This is a genomic window from Calditerrivibrio sp. (assembly GCA_026415135.1).
Classification (GTDB): Bacteria; Chrysiogenota; Deferribacteres; order Deferribacterales; family Calditerrivibrionaceae; genus Calditerrivibrio.
This window is the reverse complement of the sequence record JAOAHS010000048.1, coordinates 1-22,391: the sequence shown is the minus strand read 5'-3', so window position 1 is coordinate 22,391 and position 22,391 is coordinate 1. Positions and strand designations below refer to the sequence as shown.

The 22,391-nt window shown below is 38.1% G+C and carries 18 protein-coding genes; 7 read left to right on the top strand and 11 right to left on the bottom strand.

The genetic code is table 11. The annotated features are described in order from the left end of the window. The first annotated feature begins 468 nt into the window (after positions 1-468). Positions 469-2,382 carry a transketolase gene (locus N3C60_08975; protein ID MCX8085038.1) on the top strand — a complete coding sequence of 638 codons (1,914 nt, stop codon included), beginning with the start codon at positions 469-471 and terminating at the stop codon, positions 2,380-2,382. Here N3C60_08975 and N3C60_08970 read toward each other — a convergent pair. From N3C60_08970 to N3C60_08955, 4 genes are read right to left on the bottom strand one after another with little or no spacing between them, the layout of a single operon-like run. Continuing rightward, positions 2,363-3,166 (bottom strand): CHAD domain-containing protein, encoded by an 804-nt coding sequence (locus N3C60_08970; GenBank protein MCX8085037.1) that lies wholly within the window; start codon positions 3,164-3,166, stop codon positions 2,363-2,365. The two genes, N3C60_08975 and N3C60_08970, sit on opposite strands and share 20 nt — an antisense overlap. Beyond that, entirely contained in the window at positions 3,163-3,627 is a 465-nt protein-coding gene (locus tag N3C60_08965; protein MCX8085036.1) for a histidine phosphatase family protein, read from the bottom strand. The genes N3C60_08970 and N3C60_08965 overlap by 4 nt, the downstream gene beginning before the upstream one ends. A 55-nt stretch (positions 3,628-3,682) precedes the next feature. Further along, a complete protein-coding gene (locus tag N3C60_08960) occupies positions 3,683-5,011 on the bottom strand; it encodes an MATE family efflux transporter (GenBank protein ID MCX8085035.1) in 1,329 nt (442 codons plus the stop codon). Positions 5,012-5,054: 43 nt separating this feature from the next. Then, a complete protein-coding gene (locus N3C60_08955) occupies positions 5,055-5,924 on the bottom strand; it encodes an Mrp/NBP35 family ATP-binding protein (GenBank protein MCX8085034.1) in 870 nt (289 codons plus the stop codon). An 86-nt stretch (positions 5,925-6,010) separates the two neighbouring features. On the opposite strand from N3C60_08955, the gene radC reads away from it, so the two are divergent. Both radC and N3C60_08945 read left to right on the top strand, forming a co-directional pair. Next, positions 6,011-6,679, top strand: coding sequence for a DNA repair protein RadC (gene radC / locus N3C60_08950; GenBank protein ID MCX8085033.1), 669 nt, complete (start codon positions 6,011-6,013; stop codon positions 6,677-6,679). 8 nt (positions 6,680-6,687) lie between these two features. Further along, entirely contained in the window at positions 6,688-7,578 is an 891-nt protein-coding gene (locus N3C60_08945; protein ID MCX8085032.1) for a complex I NDUFA9 subunit family protein, read from the top strand. A gap of 4 nt (positions 7,579-7,582) precedes the next feature. On the opposite strand, the gene N3C60_08940 is transcribed toward N3C60_08945, so the two are convergent. Genes N3C60_08940 through mnmH form a run of 3 tightly spaced genes read right to left on the bottom strand, consistent with a single transcriptional unit; the run spans position 7,583 to position 9,983 of the window. Further along, entirely contained in the window at positions 7,583-8,197 is a 615-nt protein-coding gene (locus N3C60_08940) for an exonuclease domain-containing protein (GenBank protein ID MCX8085031.1), read from the bottom strand. Positions 8,198-8,200: 3 nt separating this feature from the next. After that, positions 8,201-8,965, bottom strand: a complete 765-nt coding sequence (locus N3C60_08935) for a septal ring lytic transglycosylase RlpA family protein (protein ID MCX8085030.1) — start codon at positions 8,963-8,965, stop codon at positions 8,201-8,203. Continuing rightward, positions 8,922-9,983, bottom strand: coding sequence for a tRNA 2-selenouridine(34) synthase MnmH (gene mnmH / locus N3C60_08930; GenBank protein MCX8085029.1), 1,062 nt, complete (start codon positions 9,981-9,983; stop codon positions 8,922-8,924). The genes N3C60_08935 and mnmH overlap by 44 nt, the downstream gene beginning before the upstream one ends. A gap of 101 nt (positions 9,984-10,084) precedes the next feature. Here mnmH and gatC point away from each other — a divergent pair, with 101 nt between their 5' ends. From gatC to N3C60_08915, 3 genes are read left to right on the top strand one after another with little or no spacing between them, the layout of a single operon-like run. Then, positions 10,085-10,369 (top strand): Asp-tRNA(Asn)/Glu-tRNA(Gln) amidotransferase subunit GatC, encoded by a 285-nt coding sequence (gatC, locus tag N3C60_08925; GenBank protein ID MCX8085028.1) that lies wholly within the window; start codon positions 10,085-10,087, stop codon positions 10,367-10,369. An 8-nt stretch (positions 10,370-10,377) separates the two neighbouring features. Next, positions 10,378-11,838, top strand: a complete 1,461-nt coding sequence (gene gatA, locus N3C60_08920; protein ID MCX8085027.1) for an Asp-tRNA(Asn)/Glu-tRNA(Gln) amidotransferase subunit GatA — start codon at positions 10,378-10,380, stop codon at positions 11,836-11,838. 24 nt (positions 11,839-11,862) lie between these two features. Then, positions 11,863-12,186, top strand: coding sequence for a hypothetical protein (locus N3C60_08915; GenBank protein ID MCX8085026.1), 324 nt, complete (start codon positions 11,863-11,865; stop codon positions 12,184-12,186). 12 nt (positions 12,187-12,198) lie between these two features. Here the strand turns inward: N3C60_08915 and N3C60_08910 are convergent, their stop codons facing one another. From N3C60_08910 to N3C60_08895, 4 genes are all read right to left on the bottom strand, one after another. Next, positions 12,199-14,529, bottom strand: a complete 2,331-nt coding sequence (locus N3C60_08910; protein ID MCX8085025.1) for an FAD-dependent oxidoreductase — start codon at positions 14,527-14,529, stop codon at positions 12,199-12,201. A gap of 13 nt (positions 14,530-14,542) precedes the next feature. Continuing rightward, positions 14,543-16,186, bottom strand: coding sequence for a glutamate synthase-related protein (locus tag N3C60_08905; protein MCX8085024.1), 1,644 nt, complete (start codon positions 16,184-16,186; stop codon positions 14,543-14,545). Next, a complete protein-coding gene (locus tag N3C60_08900) occupies positions 16,174-17,280 on the bottom strand; it encodes a glutamate synthase (GenBank protein ID MCX8085023.1) in 1,107 nt (368 codons plus the stop codon). Before N3C60_08900 ends, N3C60_08905 begins: the two co-directional genes overlap by 13 nt. 248 nt (positions 17,281-17,528) lie before the next feature. Next, positions 17,529-19,865: an EAL domain-containing protein gene (locus N3C60_08895; GenBank protein MCX8085022.1), complete on the bottom strand. Its 2,337-nt coding sequence runs from the start codon at positions 19,863-19,865 to the stop codon at positions 17,529-17,531. 238 nt (positions 19,866-20,103) lie between these two features. On the opposite strand from N3C60_08895, the gene N3C60_08890 reads away from it, so the two are divergent. Beyond that, complete coding sequence (locus N3C60_08890; GenBank protein MCX8085021.1) at positions 20,104-22,245, top strand: diguanylate cyclase; 2,142 nt, start codon at positions 20,104-20,106, stop codon at positions 22,243-22,245. The last annotated feature ends 146 nt before the right edge of the window (positions 22,246-22,391 follow it).

Below are 22,391 nucleotides of genomic sequence, written 5' to 3'. Positions count from 1 at the left end.
TTTCTCAAAGTTATCGCCAAACTCATTGAGTTCTTCTTTGGTGAGCTTTACATTGTTTTCAAGGAGAATATTTGCTCTGCCCTTTTCATCATCAAAAAAACGCCAGCCTGCTTCTTCAAGGAGTTTGTTGATTTTAATTCGCGCTTTTGCTTCATTTTCTTTATAACCCATAATTAATCCCTTTTATGCTTATTTTTATCACAAGAGAGTTATTTTGACAACTTGAATTCTTTCTTATAATCTTTATAATCGATTTTTCATTGGTTTAACTTCAAATCACCCGCAAAATATCTTATAGTATTTTTTCCATTCTAACGATATAACCACTTAGTAAGATATTTATTTAAAACTCGATCAGCATTCCAATGTTTATCATCAAAAACACAAAATATTTATAACAATGTAAAAAAATATTGAACTTTACCAATATTTCTAATATACTCACCCCAAAAACTCAGGAGAAGTCTTGTGAATCCAGATAAAATTGATGTTTTTATGTCTAAAATGACTGAAATTGAAAAAACTATAACCCTTTGTAGAGGTGATATTTTAAAAATGACCACATTAGCCCAGAGTGGTCATCCCGGTGGGTCATTGTCTTCCCTTGATATGCTTTATACCATTTATGAGCTGGCAGAAATAGACCCAAATGATCCATATAACCCTGTCAGAGATAGAATAGTTGTCTCAAATGGTCACATTTCCCCTGCTGTATACTCAGTTCTTGGTAGAAAGGGTTTTTTTGATATAGATGAAGCCATAGCCACTTTTAGATTGGCTGGAAGTATTTTTGAAGGGCACATAGAAAGATCTGTACCGGGTGTCGAATGGACCACTGGAAATCTTGGACAAGGCCTATCCGCTGCATGTGGCATGGCTGTCGCTGGAAGAGTAAAGGGGGTAGAGTACGACATTTTTGTGGTAATGGGTGATGGAGAACACCAAAAAGGGCAGATATCTGAAGCAAGGAGGTTTGCAGTAAAATACAACCTCCACAACATCACAGTACTGATTGACTATAACAAACTACAGATCAGTGGTGACATCTCAAAGGTAATGCCACAAAATATAAAAGATGAGTATATTGCAGATGGATGGATTGTTTTCGAAGTGGATGGACATGATACTGCTCAAATAGCCTCAACGCTAAAAAAAGCCAAAACTGTAAACAGACCAGTTATGATCCTTGCCAAAACTATTATGGGCTATCCTATAAGCTTTATGAAAAATGTAGCAGACTATCACGGTAAGCCCCTTACAGAGGAGCAACTATCTAAAGCTTTAAATGAACTGGGACTTGAAAATGATCTCGATCGTTATAAGTCCATAAGAAAAAACTTCTCATTTGATGAAACCAAACACACCTTCCACAAAGAAAACCTTCAGATAGACGTTGGTATACCCAAAACCTACGGTGTTGATGCTTCACTGGACAACAGATCCGCCTTTGGTAGCGCCATCCTTGACATTGTCCAGCTAAATAGGAAAAAGATAGCTGTCTTCGACTGCGATTTGGCCTCATCTGTAAAAACAGACAAAGTTGAAAAAGAGTACCCAGAAAACTTTTATCAATCAGGTATTCAAGAACACCATACCGCCACAATGGCAGGAGCAGCATCTGTAAATGGTGTTGTAAGTTTTTTTGCTGATTTTGGTGTATTCGGTGTAGATGAAACTTATAATCAACAGCGACTAAACGATATAAACCATACAAATCTAAAGGTAATCACCACCCACGTGGGTATTGATGTAGGTGAGGATGGTCGTACCCATCAGTGTCTTGATTATGTCGGTGCCATGAGAAACCTTTATGGTTTTAAAATAATTGTACCTGCAGATCCAAATCAGACGGATAGAGCAGTTAGATACGCCTCCAAAGAATATGGTAACTTTTTAATAGCTATGGGTAGATCCAAAACTCCTGTCATCACAGACGAAAAAGGTAACCCCTTTTATGGGGAACAGTACACATTTGTATATGGGAAAGGTGACGTTTTAAGAGATGGTAAAATACCTCTAGTCACCTACGGAGCCATGACCCCTTATGCCCTAAAAGTCAAAGAGATACTCAAATCAGACGTGGATTTAGCAGTCATAGTCATATCTACACCCACTGAACCAGATCTTGAACTGTTGAAAAGATATACCAAGAACAACATTGTTTTTGTATATGAGGATCACAACAGATTTACAGGCTTAGGATCTATCCTTGCCCAAAAGGTATGCGAAGAGGGCTTATACCTAAAAGTGATAACCTTTGGCGCAGATGGATATCCATTTTCCGGTAAACCGATCGATGTAATGAAGCTTATGGAGCTCGATCCAGAATCGATTGCCAAAAAGATTTTGAAGATAATTAAAACTAATCCCAAAACTGTTTGATATGTTTTAATGTGCTTTTAGCTTCTTCATAGATCACTGGTCTGAGCTTTTCGCACTGGCTCACAAAGAAAAGCTCAGTATACCCTAAAACATAGAGGTAATCCTTAGAGATATTATATTTTTCCTCCAATATCTCTTTAATTATCCCCCTTCCAATCACATAATCATTAAATACCCCCAGCAGGTCCTGTAGTTTTTTCATCGTATGTAAAATTTGGGAGTCAGCATCAATCACCTCAATAAGATACCTGATCCTTTTAAAAAAAACCCTTATCCTGTGTATCCTTTCATTATCTGCATCCTCAGATAGCATCTTTTTTATCCTTTTTTGTAACCGCCTAAGATGAGGATCCAACTGTACAAGTATGCTCCCCTTCTGGAAATGTGCAATTAAAAAGCTGATTTTATCAGACAATTCCATATTTTGAAGCATTTCCATCATCACGGCATGCTCTTTTTTGATCTTTTTGTCTATGATGGTATTTAAAATATCTCTGCTACGTTTTGAAAAGTCTGTATCAAAAGCAATTTTGTTTACATGCTCCCTAAACACTTCCAGATCCCTCAGTCTATTCGTCTCCCTCCTTAAAACTTTTAAATTATCAGCCAACACCTGTATTTCAACTGGAATAAGATCCTCCTTTTTCAATAGATTAAACACAGTAAAAAAACGCCTTAAAGCAACCCTTAAATCGTGTAAGGTCTCATCGCTTGTATATTCGTGAATCTTAGAAAGAAGCTCCTGAGCTATTGTCAGCTGCGCAACTATATAACCCGATATCATTTTTCCAAAATATCTGGCTGAACAAGATTATATAGCACTTTATCTTTCACATGAACAAAGGAACCCTTTTTGAGCTTTATGGATATTGAGCCTTCGGATAGATAGAAGGAGATAAAATTGCTTAGATCTGGCTCATGACCTATGATGGCAACTGTTCCCACCTCTTTTTCTTCAAGCTCCTCAATCAGCAATTTATACTGCATTATATCAGCACCTGGATTTATACGGCTGTCTATAACATAATCTACAGAAAAGATCTTTGATACAATTTTTGCCGTAGCCTTACTCCTCTCTGCTTCGGAAGATATTATCATATCTGGTTTTTTTATGTTTTTACTGATCTTTTTAAAAAAGCTTTTAAATCTTTTTACACCCTCTTTGGTAAGGGGTCTTAACATGTCATCCTGATCCCATTCCTTTCTCTCCAAAGCTATAGCATGCCTTATAAAATAAATTCTCATGGCTACCTCCTGTTATAATTAAGTATAAATGTAACAAATGCAAAAGCAATCTCTTTTACAATTTTATTACATCTTTTTTAAAGCTATATTTTGAAATCAATTTATATCCAAACATAATAGCTGCAATGATAATACCAATTATCAACGAATACCAAAAACCTATAACACCCTTAGAAAGCTTGTAAGTCATAAAATAACCTAAAGGTAACGCAATGATCCAATAAGAGATAAAGCATATCCACATAGGGTATTTCGTATTATGATAGCCCTTTAAAGTGTTATTTGCCGCCACCTGAAATGCATCCACGAAATGAAAACATATAGCCAGTACCATCAAAGGCTTAGCAAGCATTAACACATAAACATCCTTTGTATATAGCTTGACTATAATATCTGACGTCAGATACATAGCCAATGACGAGACAAAAGCAATGGATACAACAAGCAAAGCCCCTATTTTCCAAACCATACTGGAGTAATACAACTCACCTTTTCCGTATTCGTGACTTACTCTTATAGAAATGGCGATCCCCAAACTCATAGGTATCATAAAAGCTGTGGATATAAAATTAAGCGCGATCTGATGGGCTGCCACTGTTATTGGCCCCAAAGGAGCAAGAATAACACTACCAAAACTAAAAACAAAAGCCTCTAAAAAAGTGGATATTCCGATAGGTAAACCCAACTTCAAAATTCGCTTGGCAGCGTGATATGTCAATTTTCCACCAGAAATGTAAGGGAACCTTTTGTAGATGATGAACAGAAGTAAAACCATTACATAAGTGGATATAGTTGTGGCAACACCACATCCAGCACCACCCAGTGCTTTCATACCGAACTTACCATAGATAAATATATAATTTACAGGGATATTTAAAAGCATACCAACAAAGCTACAAAACATAATGGGAACAGTGTAACCCTTTGACTCAAAATATGACCTCAACGATTGATATAATAAAAAAGCTGGGACACCAAAGGAGATATAGTAAAGATAGTTAGAGGTTATAATCAAAATATCTCTTTCTACGATAAAAAAAGCAAGTATATGCTCCATCAGATTGAAGATAACAAACAACATTACACCAAATATGACAGCTATATACACGGACGTCTTAAAAACATCTTTAGCCTCATCAAGATTATTACCCCCAAGCTCTGCAGAGATTATAGGGGTAGCACCACTTAACACAGACATGAAAAACAACGTTATGGGTAGCCAAATAGCAGAACCTATAGAGACAGCGGCAAGATCAACGCTTGAATACCTACCAGCCATTACATTATCTGTAAAACCCATCAAAAGATGAGAGATAGACGCCACGATAATTGGTAGGGCAATTTTTAAGATACGTTTAGACTCAACAAAAAAATATCTTCTCATAAATAAAATAGTTGGGCATATATTAACATGCCCAAAGTTCTATCTATTCAACAGCTTGTACGACTGCCTTAGCCAAATTCAAAAAGACCTGAGCCACTTCAGAGTCGGGCTTATCAAAAACATACGGTTTACCCATATCCCCTAACTGTACCACTTCCGGATCGATGGGTATTTTGCCCAAAAAAGGGACATTTAGCTCCTTAGAAGCCTTCTCCCCTCCACCCACTTTGAATATCTCAATCCTTTCTCCACATTTGGGACATATAAACCCACTCATATTTTCCACTATTCCAATAACTGGGATATTGAGCTTTTTACTAAAACTCACAGACTTTCTCGCATCCAAAAGGGCCACCTCTTGGGGTGTAGTAACTATGATGCTACCATCCAGATCTTTTAATATATGGGACACAGAAAGGGGCTCATCCCCAGTACCCGGTGGCAGATCAAAGAGCAGATAATCCAACTCACCCCATTCCACATCAGCCAGAAACTGCCGTATAACACTATGCTTTAATGGAGCTCTCCATATCACCGCATCATCGTCATCCCTCAACAAAACACCTATGGACATAATAATGAGATTTGGATATGGTTCAAATGGGATAACCCCATCAAGACCTGTTTTAGCACCCTTATCGCTTATCCCCAACATCTTTGGTATATTTGGACCGTGTATATCTGCATCTATGATACCCACTCTATACCCGAGCTTCACAAGGGATGCTGCAAGATTTACCGTCACTGTCGATTTGCCCACACCCCCCTTGCCACTCATAACCATGATCCTATGCTTTATTTTATCAAGCCTATGTTTGAGAACCTCCTCTGTATGTTTCTCCTTAATACCGGAGTCACAGCTACTGCTGATAGAGCAGGAACTGCAACTTTTGTTTGTATTACAGTTAGACATAAGTCCTCCAAATTTTGTTATAAACAGGATTTAAATATATATAAAATTATTTTTTTTTCCATCTATTTTTATGCTATAATCATTATATGGAAAAACACTATTTAGGCCACAGAAAGCGCCTTAAAGAAAGATTTTTGAGTTCACCTCAAACTCTGCCAGATTACGAATTGATGGAGCTAATCTTAGGGTATGTGATCAGAGGCAGAGATGTTAAAAAGGAAAGCAAGGAGATCATTAAGCTCATAGAAGGAAACTTTAACAACTTATTTACAAAAGACATTCAATCCATCGATGGTATTGGTTTGGAGACATCGATATTCTTTAAAATAATTATGGAGTTCAACAGAAGGTTATCCCTTCATAGACATAACGCCCTTGAAAAACCTTTAAAGAACCCAACAGATGTTTACAATTTCATAAAATACAATATAGGATTTGCATTTAAGGAATCATTTTTTGCCTTACTATTAAACAGCTCAGGGATAGTGACTAATTACAAAGTGTTATCCACAGGCACTGTAAACTCCTCCAGTGTCTACATAAGGGAGATCGTAGAATATGCTATCACCAATAAAGCTGTTGGTGTCATCATCGCCCACAATCACCCATCAGGTACACTTAACCCTTCCAAAGAGGATATTGATATAACAAAAAAGATAAAAGATGCATTAAAGCTTGTGGAGATAGAACTATATGATCATATAATTGTCACTGCACATGGGTATATATCTTTCTTAGAAAAAAATTTATTTTAGGAGATGTCATGAAAAAGATTTTTATCACTGGCGCTACTGGATTTGTGGGTACCGAAATTTTAAACAAACTCTTAGAAGAGGGGTATTTTGTAAAAGCTCTGATTCGGGGTTCAAAACGTCCAAAAATAAACCACCCGCATTTAGAAACTGTAGTGGGGGATGTGCTAAACTACCAATCGTTAGATGATGGGATCAAGGGTACCGATGCTGTAATACATCTTGTAGGTATTATAAGGGAGTACCCAGCAAAAGGGGTAACTTTTGAAAATATGCACTATATCGCCACTAAGAATGTTTTAGATGCCGCAAAGAAAAACCATATCACAAGATTCATCCACATGTCCGCAAACGGAACAAGGGAAAACGCCGTTTCCAACTACCATAAAACTAAATACAAAGCTGAAGAATATATAAAAGCCTCTGGCCTTACTTATACAATCCTTAGGCCATCCCTCATATATGGTGAAAACGATAGTTTTATAAATATGTTAAACAGCTTCATGAAGTTAACACCCATCTTCTCCTATTTTGGTGATGGTTCATACCCCATGCAGCCTGTAAGTGTAAAGGAGGTGGCAGAGATTTTTGTCAAAGCGATAGATAATGAAGCCACCTTTAACAAGACATTTTCCGTTTGCGGCAAGCAGGTCTTCACATACAAGGAGCTTTTAAAAACAATAATGGAGGTAACAGGAAGGCATAGACTGCTACTACCAGTACCTGAGGTTTTTGTAAATATTGGGGCATCGTTATTTGGATCTTTTCCATGGTTTCCCATCACCAAAGATCAGTTTATAATGCTAAAAGAGGGAAACGTTTGCAACAACGACGAAATATTCAAAATAACAGGAGTAACCCATCTCGATTTTAAAGATGAACTGAAAAAATATCTAAAATAAGCTATTAGTACTCAGTTGCAAAAGATGTCAGCTCCGAGAAATGAAAACAGCGCTCCTTGAAGAGCTTTTTTAGCATTTTTAAAAATATCTTTGCTGTTGCCTCAGCGTCGTAAAGGGCTCTATGTCTTTTGAATTTTGAGTTTATAGATATGTTGTGCCTTTCTATAAGATAGTCCAGATTGTGGAATTTGAAATCCGGATACAGTTTTTGGGAAATCTTTATCGTATCGAGGATAAACGGAAAAGGGTTTTCTATCATGTAATCCCTAAGTGCGTGTCGTAAAAAAGCTGCATCTTTAGATGCTTTATGTGCTACCAATGCTGATCCCCTACAAAAGTCTATAAAGTCATAAATGGCAGTGCATATATCTGGTGCAGAATATGTCTCCTCTATGGATATACCATGCAAAGCAAGGGAACTTTCAGAGATCTCTTTTTCCGCTTTAACCAAGGTATGAAATGGCTCCTTAACCAACCTAAAACCTTCATCGATCCTAAAAGCCCCAATCTCTATTATCTGGTCCCCTTTTTCAGGATAAAGCCCAGTAGTCTCCAGATCGAAAACAACAAAAGAAACCTCATTAAGAGGTTTATCCATTATATCTGAGATATTCACCATAAACTACTCAGCTACTACAAAAGCACCGGGAAATCTTTTTTCAATGGTGATAAGTTTTAATTCTGCACTTGTTCGGGTCTCAAAACCTATGAGCCTTACCCGATAAAACTTTTTCCCATTAACCATAGCCTCTACAACATCTGCATTAAGGAACTTATCCCTAAGATTCTCTGCATTTTTCTTTTCTAAAAAAGCACCTATCTGAATAGCAAACTTACCTACATTTATATCCACAGGTTTGCCATTTAGTACATATTCAGTAGGAGATTCGGATAAAAGGGTTATCCTAACCTTCCCAGTACCTTTTTGATCTATACCAAGCTCCTTAGCTGCTTTGTAGGAAAGATCGATGATACGGTCCTTCACAAAAGGACCCCTATCGTTGATCCTTACAATAATCTCTTTATCATTCTCAAGGGATTTCACTAAAACAGTACTGCCCAAAGGCAACGTCTTATGGGCAGCCGTCATATCGAACATATTATATACCTCCTTACTCGACGTAAGCTTCCCATGAAAATCAGCCCCATACCAGGAAGCGATCCCCTCTTCTTCATACTTATGTATATAATCCATAGGATAATAGGTAACACCAAATACTGTATAGGGTTTACCAAAAACGACCTTGTTCGGAACCTCACCCACTTTCTTTAGCTCTTCAGTAACCTGCCCAGAATCGATAGACCCGTTATCCTCAAGGAGAACGATCTTTGCCCACAATGGACTATTGATAATTAGTAATAACACTACAACTATTAACCTCATCATAAAGCCCCTTTAATTTTTCCACAGCTTCTTCAATGGAATCATATTCCAGCACATAATCTATCTTTTTTTGATAGGCAAACTTATACATGGGGTCATAGTATTTTACAAGGATAATCTCCACAAATCGCCCAAACTCACCATTCTCAAGGGCTCTATACAGGGTTTCATAGGTCTCTTTTGACATGTATCGCTTTATTCTACCCAAAGCATCAAAGATCTCCGGCAAATTTTTTTCCGGTTTATAGGTATTGATGGTAAAAGCTATCCTAAAATCCAGAGAAGGTCTGCAAAGGACTCCAAAACCTGAAGTGAAACGGTCAAACAATTTTTCCGGAATAACCACCTTACCCACCTTTTTACTTTCACCTTCAGTAAACATGAGTCCCCCCTTTGCATGAAGAAGTGAATAATAGATCTTGCTTTCAAATATCTTTTGATTTATACTATAAAATCCAGCCTCCCCTATATGCCCAAAAATAGACCCTTTATGACAAGCACACTCCTCAAGATTAAGAACAGGGTATTCGGACCTTAACCTTTTAAGTATTTCTGTTTTCCCACTACCCGTTGGACCATAAAGGGTTATAAATCGGTACTTTTGATCAAACTCCTTAAAAAAGCTAACAACACGATTTCTGTAACTTTTATATCCACCTTCTAACCTTGATACAGTAAGACCAGCAAGTCTTGAAAATGTAACAGCAGCCTCACTTCTCAAACCACCACGCCAGCAATAGATAATCGTCTCTTTATATTTTTCAGTGATATTTTTTATACCATCGATAAATGAGACCAGCTTTGGAGAAACAACCTCCACCCCTTTCAAACGTGCCTCTTTAGGCCCCTGTTGCTTATAAATTGTTCCTATCAAAGCCCTTTCCTCATTGTCCAACAAGGGGATATTTACCGCATTAGGAACATGGTCTAAATCATACTCCCCTTCTGACCTAACATCTATGATCCCCATATCTGAATATTTTTTATTCTCCAGATATACTATATCTATTAAATCCTTCATCCTTTTCTTATATAACAAAAGAAAACAATTTACAATTTCTAATTTTGATTATATATCTATTTCTTAGACAGGAAAAAGATTGGAGGCTTGTTGTGAACGGAATGGTCACCGATAATGATGTAAGATATATAGCAAAATTAGCAAAACTGACCTTCGAAGATGATGAAATAGGGAAGTTTGTTAGTGATATGAACAATATATTGGATTATATAAACAAGTTAAATGAATTAGACACATCCAATATACCACCGACATCCCATGCCCTTGATATAAACAATGTCACAAGACCAGATATACCCAAACAGACCATATCCCAGGAAGAGGCACTCAAAAACGCTCCAGAAGATGGATACGGTCATTTTAAAGTACCAAGAATAATAGAATAGGTGATTTTATGGACCTTTTAAATGCCACACTAAAAGATCATGCTGATTTTATAAAAAATAAAAAGATCTCCTCAAAAGAGATGGTCGAATTCTACCTAAAAAGAGTGGAAAAGTATGACCCTGTGGTGAATGCCTTTATCTCTATAAACTACAAAGCAATAGAAGAAGCCAAAGCCTACGACGAACAGATTGCAAAAGGTACCCCATTACCGCCTTTTGCAGGTGTCCCCATAGCACTAAAGGATAACATGGTGACTAAGGATCTTTTGACCACATGTGGCTCCAGAATATTAGAAAATTTCATCCCCCCTTACGATGGCACAGTTGTAAGGCTTTTGAAGGATGCTGGATTTATAATATTGGGGAAACTCAATATGGATGAGTTTGCTATGGGATCATCCTGTGAGACATCCTACTACAAAAAAACGGTAAACCCATACGACCCAAACCGTGTACCCGGTGGTTCCAGTGGTGGTTCTGCTGCTGCTGTAGCAGCACGACTAGTACCAGCAACTCTGGGAAGCGATACAGGCGGCTCCATTAGACAACCAGCTGCCCTTTGCAATATCGTAGGGATGAAACCCACTTATGGTAGAGTCTCAAGGTATGGACTTGTAGCCTTTGCATCCAGTTTAGACCAGATTGGGCCAATGACAAAGAATATCCAGGATACTGCAGACCTAATGGAGATAATAGGTCACTACGATCACCAGGATTCCACATCCTACAAAACAGATCCCTTTAGATTTACAGATCCATTTAAAGGCTCTTTAAAAGGGGTAAAAATAGGATTGCCAAAAGAATATTTCAGTGAAGGCCTTTCCCCTGAGGTCTCAAAAGCCATAGAGGATGCTATTAGGATACTGAAACAACAGGGTGTAGAATTTGTAAACATCAGCATGCCCCATACAGATTATGCTGTAGCTGTGTACTATATTATCGCAACAGCAGAAGCCTCGAGTAATCTGGCAAGGTATGATGGAGTAAAGTATGGGTTTAGAGTAAAATCATCCGACCTAAACGAAATGTACGTTCTAACCAGATCTGAGGGCTTTGGCACTGAAGTCAAGCGGAGGATCATGCTGGGAACATACGTTTTAAGCTCCGGTTACTATGATGCATACTATTTAAAAGCTCAAAAGGTAAGGACACTCATCAAAAAAGATTTCTTAAACGCCTATGAAAAAGTGGACTTCATTATGACACCCACATCCCCCACTACAGCTTTTAGGCTGGGTGAGAAAGCAAGTAACCCCCTCGAGATGTACCTCAGCGATATCTACACAATCTCTCTTAACCTCTTTGGTGGTTGTGGTCTATCGATACCTGCCGGTTTTGATAGTAACAATTTACCCATAGGTCTCCAGCTTTTAGGGAATTACTTTGATGAAGATAGGTTGTTATCCCTTGCTTTGGCGTTTGAAAAGGAGACAGAGTTTTACAAAAGCTTACCCGAAAAATTTTTATAATTTTTCCTAAAGTTTTTATATCGATTGACGATATACGAATTGGGTGAAAAGGTGACGGTTATGGTTATCGATAGTGGTAATATTTCAAACATTTTGAGAACCTATAACAAACAGATCAAATATGGAAAGATCTCTTCAATAATGGATCGTCCATCTTCCAGTGACAAATTAGATCTTTCCCCTGAAGCAAAAAAAGCTATGTTTATCAGTAGACTTGTTTCAGAGATAGATGGAGAAGTTGACCTTAAGCTTGTATATGAAAAACTTTCCAATTACAATTTTTCAAAGCTGTCTGAAGAAGAGCTTAACGAACTGAAGGATAAGCTTTTAAAAGAGCTGGTGGGGTAGCCCCCACCTTTTTTAATATTCAAGATACTTCATAGTGTTATCCACCATCTCCCAGATTCCACATGGGCAGACCCCTGCACAGATACCGCATCCTATACATCTGTTTGGATTGCTTATATATTCAAAGGATCCACCATCCTTTTGCACCCTCGATATCGCCTGTTCAGGGCAGATGGACATACACATCTCACAATCCCTACAATATCCACAACTCATACAGCGCTTAGTTTCATCTTCTGCCCCCATCTCCATAACCTTTTGTGTGTTAAGGGGGTGATAGTATTCATTTTTGACTTTATCTTGAGGGATCTTTGGAGCTTTTGCAAAATTGCTCAAAGGTAGCCCTTTAAACATCCTGTGGATATTTAAAGCCACTTTTCTACCATCGCCCAAAGCATGGGTAAAAAGCCCCAGCTTTATCGCATCCCCAGCCACAAAAAGCTTGGATTCTATTTCAGATTGGTAATACTCGTTTATCTTAACTCTACCCTTTTCATCCAGATATTCATCTGAAAGCATAGTAAATTCTGGCCTGTCACCAATGGAAATAATAACTGTATCTGCAGGCAACAACCTCCCATCCCTTAACCAAACCCCCTCATCGGTGATCTTTTCGGTATAGCAGGGCCAGAGGATCTCAGCCCCAAGCTCTTTTGCATGCTCCATCTCTTTTTCAAAAGCAGCCGGTTTTTGAATATCAATTGCAGTAACTTTTTTCGCACCTATCTTATAAGCGGATAAAACTACATCCATCCCTGCATTACCAGCACCTATAACCACAACCCTTTCACCAATCTTCGGGATCTCACCCCTATTTATGGCTTTTAGGAAGTCCAGCCCTTTGATCAACCTTTCATGCCCTTCCACTGGCAGAATCACTGGTTTGTGGGCCCCAATAGCCAAAACAACTGCATCGTATTCATCCATCAGTTCCTTCATTTTTTTATTATCAACTTTTGTATTTGTGTACGCTCTAACACCTGTATCAAGTACCCTTTTGATCTCAAACTCCAGAATCTCCCTATCAAGACGCTCCTCTGGAATCACTTGTCTAAGTTTACCACCGAGCTCTGAATCCTGTTCGTAAATATCTACTGCATACCCCAACATCCTCAGTTGATAAGCTGCAGCAAGCCCTGCTGCTCCAGATCCTATGATTGCCACCTTTTCTAATTGGGTAGTCTCACATTTTTTAGCCGGTATATCTTTACTCATCAGCCCCAAATCCTTTATCTTGACAGGTATATCGATGTACTTACGGGAGCATTCATCCATACATAGATTTGGACACACCTGTCCACAGACCGAAGCAGGAAATGGTGAGTATTCCAGCACAAGCTCCAAAGCCTCCCTGATTTTACCCTGTCTGAGCAATGCGATCCTTTTTTGAGTAGGTATATATGTGGGACAGTTATACTCACAGGGCGCGGAATAATTGGCATTTCTCCATTCTGGGTATTTCAGCCTGAGATCACCTGTTTCCACAAAATTTGCTACAGAAAAATCATCCAACAACATATCCCCAAAGATGCCACCTTCAACCCATTTTTTCAGCCTAAATTCTTTAACTGGCATCAATCTATGTTCAGCTCTTTCCTCGTTGGTCTTTGGAACGATCTTTTTCCACTCATGGCGTCTCGAAAGCTTACCTAAAGCCCCCGGACGCTGTATCTTTTTTAGAAAGATAGGTAAGTTCGTATCCAAAAATTCCCAATCTTTATCGTCAATATCCATTAGCCACACATCATCGGAAAGATCTTTCACATTTCCCCTCACATAGACAACCCCACCCACCATACCAACGCAACTACGATAACCTAAAACCGACTCCATCTCCTCACAGTTATAACCACACACAACAGCAATACCACCACCCATGAATTCAAAGCTAAAGGATCCAGTGTTTTTAAGTACCCAAAACTCAGGAGGAGGAAACTTAGGATCGTACTTCATCAATGCTCCAGACCTTGTTCCCACAGATCCACCAACATATATTTTCCCAGTTGCAGCACAATGGGCTGTGGTATCTCCAGAATTCCCCTTAACAATAATCTCTGCTCCAGCATTTAGCCAGCCGGTATCAGCAGTTGCAGAGCCTTCCACTATTATTGTGGTACCCTGCATCCCCATAGAGCCAACCCTTTGACCAGGATTTTTCACGTAAAAATTTAATGGCCTTCCATGTTTATTCCAAAGTGGACCACCGATGTCATGCTGACCACAGGCATCCACCTCTAATTCTGTATGGCACTTTTCAACTGCATCGTATATCTCTAATAACAGCTCTTGAGTGGATTTTCTCTTATCCCCATCTACACCTTTGATATTTATTTTCTCTACCATCGTTTCCTCCATGTTAGCATGCATATGGTATATCCAACCTTTCCGCCACAGATTTTTCAGTGGCTATAAGAGCTGTGGATCTTCCAATTGGTAGAGAGCTATTTCCAATTGGAGCCATCAACTTCTTTAACTCGTGGTCAACTGCAATAAAGTAGTTTACGATATTCTCCGCAACCTTATCTACATCAAGCCTCTTTACAAGCACAGGATCTTGGGTACAAATCCCCACAGGGCATAGACCTGTATTGCAGGCATTGCACTTACCTTTATCATTACCCACACAACCAGCCAGTTGTATCATCAGTTTTCCGGTAAAAACACCATTAGCACCAAGACATATCATCTTAAAGGCATCGGCAGCAAGGTTCCAGCCTTTTCCCATACCACCACCAGCCCATAGAGGGATCTGTCCCTGCTTCCCTTGATGTAGGGCAGCTTTGTAACAGTCCCTTAGTGTAGAAACTATCGGGTGACCAGTATGATCCAGAGATATCTCATGGGCTGCACCTGTACCCCCATCAATACCATCCAAGAAAAAACCACCCACGATGTTGTAGGGATCCCTCAAAAGATTATTATAAACCGATACAGATGTGGCACTTGCGGCCACTTTGATCGCCACAGGCACCCTAAACTTAAAGGCAGCCGACATGGACAAAAACATCTTCTGTACAGACTCTTCTATCGAGTAAAGCCCCTGATGATTTGGAGGACTCAAAAGATCTGTTCTTGGTACTCCTCTGATCTCCTGAATATGCTTTGCTACCTTTTTGGCCATGAGTAACCCCCCATCCCCTGGCTTTGCCCCTTGACCGATCTTTATCAAAATCCCGGCAGGATCTTCCACCATATGGGGCATAGCATTTATAATCCTATTCCAACCAAAGTGACCAGAAGCTATCTGTAAGATCATATATTTTAAATACTTTGATTTCAGCAATCGTACAGGTACCCCACCTTCACCAGAGCACATCCTTATGGGTATCCCTACCTCTTCATTTAAGTAGGCAGTGGCTATTGCAAGAGCCTCCCAAGCTCTCCAGGAAAGGGCACCAATGGACATATCCCCAATTATGATAGGATAGATCCAACGAACCGGAGGAATGTTTTGGTCCACTTTTAGATTTCCATCACTATCCACCTTAAACGATATCTCATCAGGAGCAAGGATCCTACCAAAAGGTGTCAGCAGGTCAAAGGTGTGTCTCTGGGCATCAAGGGAAGGGTCTGTCATCTGGGAGATTCGACCTATTCTTATCTTATCCAGTGTTCTATCACCAATCTCAAGGTTGTTACGACCACCTCTTTTGAAAGGATCAGCACTGATAGCCCTGTACTTAGCTGGAAACCTAAAATCTGCATTCCTCACCGGTCTTATGGCATCATTAGGACATACCTTTTCACATATACCACAACCACGGCAAAAATTGTAATGACTCACCACCTGTTTTATTACAGGAACAGACTGAAAATATATCTTAGGCAAAGGTGTTAGCTCTTCACTTACCACTTTTCTTCTCTTCTCTACTCTGGCTTCAATAGCCTTGAAAGGGCAAGATGCCACACATCTGCCACAGAGGGTACATCTGTCATGCTTGTATTCTATCTGCCAAAAAAGGTCATCTTTGGCAAGCTCATTTACCTTCACTGTTGCCATCTTTGCACCTCTAATCTGTTGTTTACTATTACCATCTCCCTTTCATGGGGATAAATATCCTGAGACCAATCCCTATCTGGCAATAGGTCATTTATACCGATCACTTCAGAGGTAATAATAACAGTCTCCTCATCACCACCAACCACCACTGGCCTTAACTTTTTTGCATCACAACAGGTAAACAGTGTCCCATCAGGTAACACACCGATTACTGTATTTGGCCCATTTATCTCAAGATTGGATAAAGAACCCCTTATGTGTTCCAAAACCTTTGCATCTTTTCTTGATGCAATCTCTTCAAAAGGAAGTGGAGTAATCGTATGCTTGAAATAAATGAGGGGCCATTTTAATATCTTATGGATGTAATGAAGTGTATATAAAAAAGACTGGGAATCCGATTCAAACCCTATGTAACCCTTATAAAGCTTTTTTTGAAAGTTTCTGTTTTTTTCAAAAAATGTATTTTCACCGTTTGCTAACGCCGTATAACCTTGTAGAAAGAAGGGGTGAGCAGCATATCTAACAATATCATAGTTGGTATTTTGCCGGCATTGAGCAGTGATTATCTTTGCCTTGAGTTCATCGTTCTCCGTCCATAGATCGAAATAGATGCCTATATCTGTGGGATCTCCGATCTCTTTTAACATTATAACATCGGGCCAAAAGGAGTAAACATAACCAGCATCCTTTTCATCAAGAATCTTCCTTATGGTTAATCTCATATCCACAAGTAATTCCTCTTTTTCTTCCTGTGGAGCGTAATTGTACAGCTTAGGATAATTGTACACCTGAAAAACATAGTTTGGCATCGGGTTAATATTTAATGATTCATCAGGATAGACTTGAGGAGTCCATTGAAATACTCGTGTAAACCCCTTTTTGTGAAGTATATCTTCAGCTATCTTTATCCCTTCATCTGTACAGGCCATAGAAAGAATCGGTAGATCCTTGTAGTTTTCAAACACCCCACCCAAGTCTTGCATCACCATGGCAAAACCTGAGTTATCATGCCCCTCCTGCTGCGACCTCATCAGTCTGAGGGCCTTAGAAGGGTGAAAATAGTTCTTTGACTTAATGGCACCTATTCTACACATACCAAACCTCCAGTTTGGCTAATATATTAAGGAAAATAATTTGTCAATACTTATTTTATAAAGAAATTCAAAAAAGATTTTTAGTTAATTAAATAACAGCCAGTCGCCAACAACATTTTAATTGCATGTCAATAAATTACAAACACAAAGCCACTCTAAAGCAAATTAGGTTTATTTGTCATAAACAGAATTTTATAAGACTAAAACAGGCAGCAACTTAATACAATAAACTCTGCAACAAACAAAACTTAATTTTTTTGTCTACGATACAAAAATGGCTCAGGCTTTCCAATATAATAGCCCTGAGCATAATCTATCCCTATCTCTTTTGCCTTCTGAAAGGTTTCAGTATTTTCTATAAACTCTGCAACTGTCTTAATACCAAACTCTTCAGTGAGTACCAACAAACTCCTAACTATCGCCAGATCCTTACTATTAGTAACCATATTTTTTATAAACTCACCATCGATCTTTACAAAATCCACTGGGAATCTTTTGATATAATCGTAAGAGGAGTAGCCTGAACCAAAATCATCTATCGCAAATTTATACCCCTCAGCCCTCAAGTTTGCCACGAACTTCTCAAGGATCGACAGATTTTTCACCGTCTCCCTTTCTGTCAGCTCAAAAACAACCCTCTCAGGGTTTATACCATGCTTTCTCGTAATTTGAATAATATTGGGTATAAACTCACTTAAAATCAAGGACTTGGGAGAAAGATTTATAAACAATATTGTATCTAAGCTATGTTTTACAATATTAAAAGCATTCTCCAACATCAAATAGTCTATCTTTATAATGGTACCAGTCCTTTCCGCAATCTCAATAAACTCGTAAGCAGAATACATTTTACCACCCATTTCTATCCTACAAAGCACCTCATACATGGAGATCTCTTCAGTTTTTATATCCATTATAGGCTGAAAATAAGGTATTATTCTATTTTCTTCAATAGCTCTGATGATCTGGTAAGATTTCTCACTGATAACCTTTTCTACAAACTCGATATCCTCCTTCGTCGGCATCAACACATTGTTTTTACCCTCAGCCTTTGCCTTAAATAGCATGGTATCTGCAAAAGCAAAAAGATCTTTAGCATTGTCACCATGTGCTGGATAAAGGGCAAAACCAGCGGAAGCAGTTATTGAGAGTCTCTTATCATTGTACTCAAAACTAAACTTTTCAATACTTTTTAAAATCCTTTTAACACTTATATAAACAGCATCCGCTTGAACGTTAGACATAAGGATAGTAAACTCATCCCCACTATACCTTGCTACAATATCCCCTAATCTAACATTTTTCTTAATAATCCCTGATATACTGAACAAAAATTTATCCCCTACATCATGTCCAAAGTTATCGTTTAAAAACTTAAAATTATCCAGATCGATAATCACCACAGCAAAACTATAACCAGCTCTGCTTGCTCTTGCTGTCTCATAATTCAACATCTCCCAAAAAACCCGTTGATTGAAAAGATCGGTGATGTGATCCCTTGTGGAATAATACTCCAGTTCTTTATTGTACTTTGCTATTGCCTTAACAGACCCAATTACATTTAATAACGTAGTAAGGATCCCTTCAATAACAAGGGATTTAACCTTATCTTCACTATCCCTTGTATTAACCCCTACCCCCACAATACCACCTATCTTAGGATCCTCCAAAATGATACTTTTGGTTTCAAATCGTAAAAGTTCTGGATTAAAAATCTCACACCTATCGGAGGGTAATATGGAATGATGAACGGTAATAGAGTTGAAATCGCAGTAATTTTTATAAAAGTCTATACACTTTACCTCAATCAACCTCTCTATATAATTCTTCAATTCAACAGAGGGTTGATTGGTCCAAAAAAACTCCAAACTAAACTCATTTTCATTGGTCCTAAACAGACTAAAAACCACCTGCACATCCACCACCTTGTTGATCTCCCCTACCAAAGACAAAACATACTTCCTCCAATCCTTAATCACATCTGAGGTTATCAAAAACTTTTCCAGTATCTTAAGCTCAAACTCAAGTATGTGGCGATCCACAGCCGTACTTTTTGCTTTTCTCAGAAAATTATTGAGTTCCTCAAAAATCTCATTTAAATCTGAGAAGACTGTATGCTTACTCACCTCTTCTATCTTTGAAAGATCCTGTATCGTGTTGATATGTTGCAAATTACTGGTTATAGAGCGATGAAGAATACCCACCTTTTTACCAACAAGATAAGATACCAGCAAAGCTCCACCTATTGGTAGAGGAGAAAGCAACACAGAAAAGATCAGCACAAGTTTTTTGGCATCCCCAACAACATCTACCAAACTAACGCTAACAAGATAATAGCCAGCTATGGCACCTTCATCAACTGCCCCATGACAGGCTTGACACCCTTTTTTATACTTGTACTCATAGAAGTAGTTAAAAACACCCGAAAAGTTGTCCCCCTCAAACTCCGCCCCTTTATATTTTCTAAATGCTACCCCCAACTTCTGCTCCATTAAAGCCACATGATTAACCTTTTCCTTTAAATACAACTGATCAAATACCTCTATTGAACTAACAATATCGCGAAATTTATAGTATGATATCATCTTAATATTTTTTTGCTGTATATAATAAAAGATCATTATACTGACAACATAAGTTAAGAAGGAAACTAACAAAATCAGCAAGAAAATAAATTTTCTCAAAGAAATCTTCTTGGCATTCATAGTAAAATTCCTATATAATATAATTATCTATATTACCATACAAAAAGTAAAAAAACAATTGCTAATTTGTATGAAATATATAAAATAATTTATCAATATTGCTAACTATGGAGGCATAATGGACAAAAGACCTTTTTATCACAAGTTAGATTGGGGTTGGAGGGGGTTTAAATTATCCATAGGCAACAAAACAATAATAAGCTTCTTCCTTATACTCATCATCCCCATAACAGGTATTTACTTTGCATTAACCAATTCCATTAAGAACTTTTCTACCAACGAATACATCGATCAAGTGGGGAACCAGGTAAAGTCGGTTTATGAAATCCTCGAAAAAGAGCTTATTACTCCGAGCCATATAGGTTCGTTTATAGTAAAAAGCCCATCGTTTCAGGAACTTATCAAAAACAACTCTTTAGATCTACCCAATAGATTAAAACTCATTAGCGATACGATCAACGGCATCAATATCTCATTCATCTATGATACCCAAACAGGTACCTCAATCACCTCAAACAAAAAAGAGCTAATCTTTAGCAAAATATTTTTCAAATCTGCCCATATCATTCTAACCTCAAACATCCCCATGAACGGTTTTGAAATAATACCCAACGATCAATCCATTTTCAGTCAACAGGAGATTGCAAATTTAGGTATAGTTGGTGATGATAAGCTCATTGTATACCTTTCAACAATACCGTTTAAGATAGGTGATAAAAAATATATCTTTGGAAGCTTCACCGTTCTCAACAACAACAGATCGATTATGGATAAGCTATACAACACATTTAGTTATAACACAGCACTATTTAGCGCAATAAGCTTAAAAGAAAAGATCATTACAACAAACTCCACTCCAAAAAATATCTTCTTCTTAAATCTTAATCTGCCCAATGAGATAACCGAACAACTCAGCAAGCATGCCCTCATAAAAGGGATTTATGAAATTGATCATGAGCCCACTGCAATAGCAGCAGTGCCCCTTAGAAGTATAAATGGGGAGATAGTCGGAGGCTTAAGTATAGCCACCAACCTGAAGAAACTTAAGATAATTATTTCTGAGTTTACAGCAATAACAACAGCAATTATCTTTTTCTCCTCTATTGCCATTTTAATCATAGGTGCAGTAGTCTACAACGATACCAAAAGGCCTATTTGGGGCATAAAAAAAGCTATGGAAGAGGTTTCAGAACATAACTTAGATGTTAAGCTTGATTATAGAACCTTTGATGACTTCGAAGATATAGCAAACTACTTTAACAAAATGGTTCAAAATATCAGGCAGTATACCACTACCTTAAGTAGATTCAATCAGTTAAACCAAATCATCACTACCACCCTCGACGTGGACGAGGTTTTAAGCATTTCTACCAATAAAATTCTTGAATATACCAATTCCCAGATAGCAGTGGTATATCTCTACAACAAAGATGAAGATATTTTGAAACCATACTATGTAAAAAACGCAAACCAAAAATACCTGAGAAATGTTCATTTAGGGGAAGGGATTGTGGGTGAAGTAGCAAAAAATCAAACATATTTCTGTATTAGTGAGATCACACCAGAAAACTTCATTATCGACTCGGGTCTTGTCGATATAAAACCAAAAGAGATAGCAGCCTTTCCAATTGCTATAAAACAGAATCTTTTAGGAGTAATGGTGATAGGCTCCACAATTGCCCACAAAAAAGAGGAGCTTGATCTCATAAACAATCTCCTTACTCAGGTAGCCATAGTTCTTGACAACTGTCTGACCCACTCCCACATCTCAGAGCTATCCATTAAAGATGAACTCACAAAAGTATACAATAGAAGGTACCTAATTCAAACCTTAGATTTAGAAATTTCGAAATCAAAGCGAAACAAAATACCCCTTTCCATAGGAATCTTTGATATAGACAACTTCAAAAGGATCAATGACACCTACGGACATCCTACGGGGGACCTTGTTCTGAAAAAATTTGCTGAAATCGTTCAGAGCAAAAAAAGGGATTATGATATCTTTGGTAGGTTTGGTGGGGAAGAGTTCTTGATTATTCTACCTAATATCACCCACAACGAACTTTATAACATTCTTGAGAGATTTAGGATCAGCATCGAAGAGGAGTTGATCAAATATGTAAATTTCAAGGTCACCTGTAGCATCGGTGGTGCAAGTATTACAGATTACGAAAAAGTAGATATAGATATCTTAATTGCAAAAGCAGACCAGAATCTATACGCAGCAAAAGTAAGCGGTAAAAACAAGGTACTGGTATAAAACGGGGACAAGCCCCGTTTTCTTAAGGTAGTACACTAAAACTATGCCTATACATCACCTTATAGCCTCCATTAGGCCAGTCATAAAATACCCTTACCTCATATACACCTGACTGTAATCCGTTAAACTCCATCCTGCCATTTACA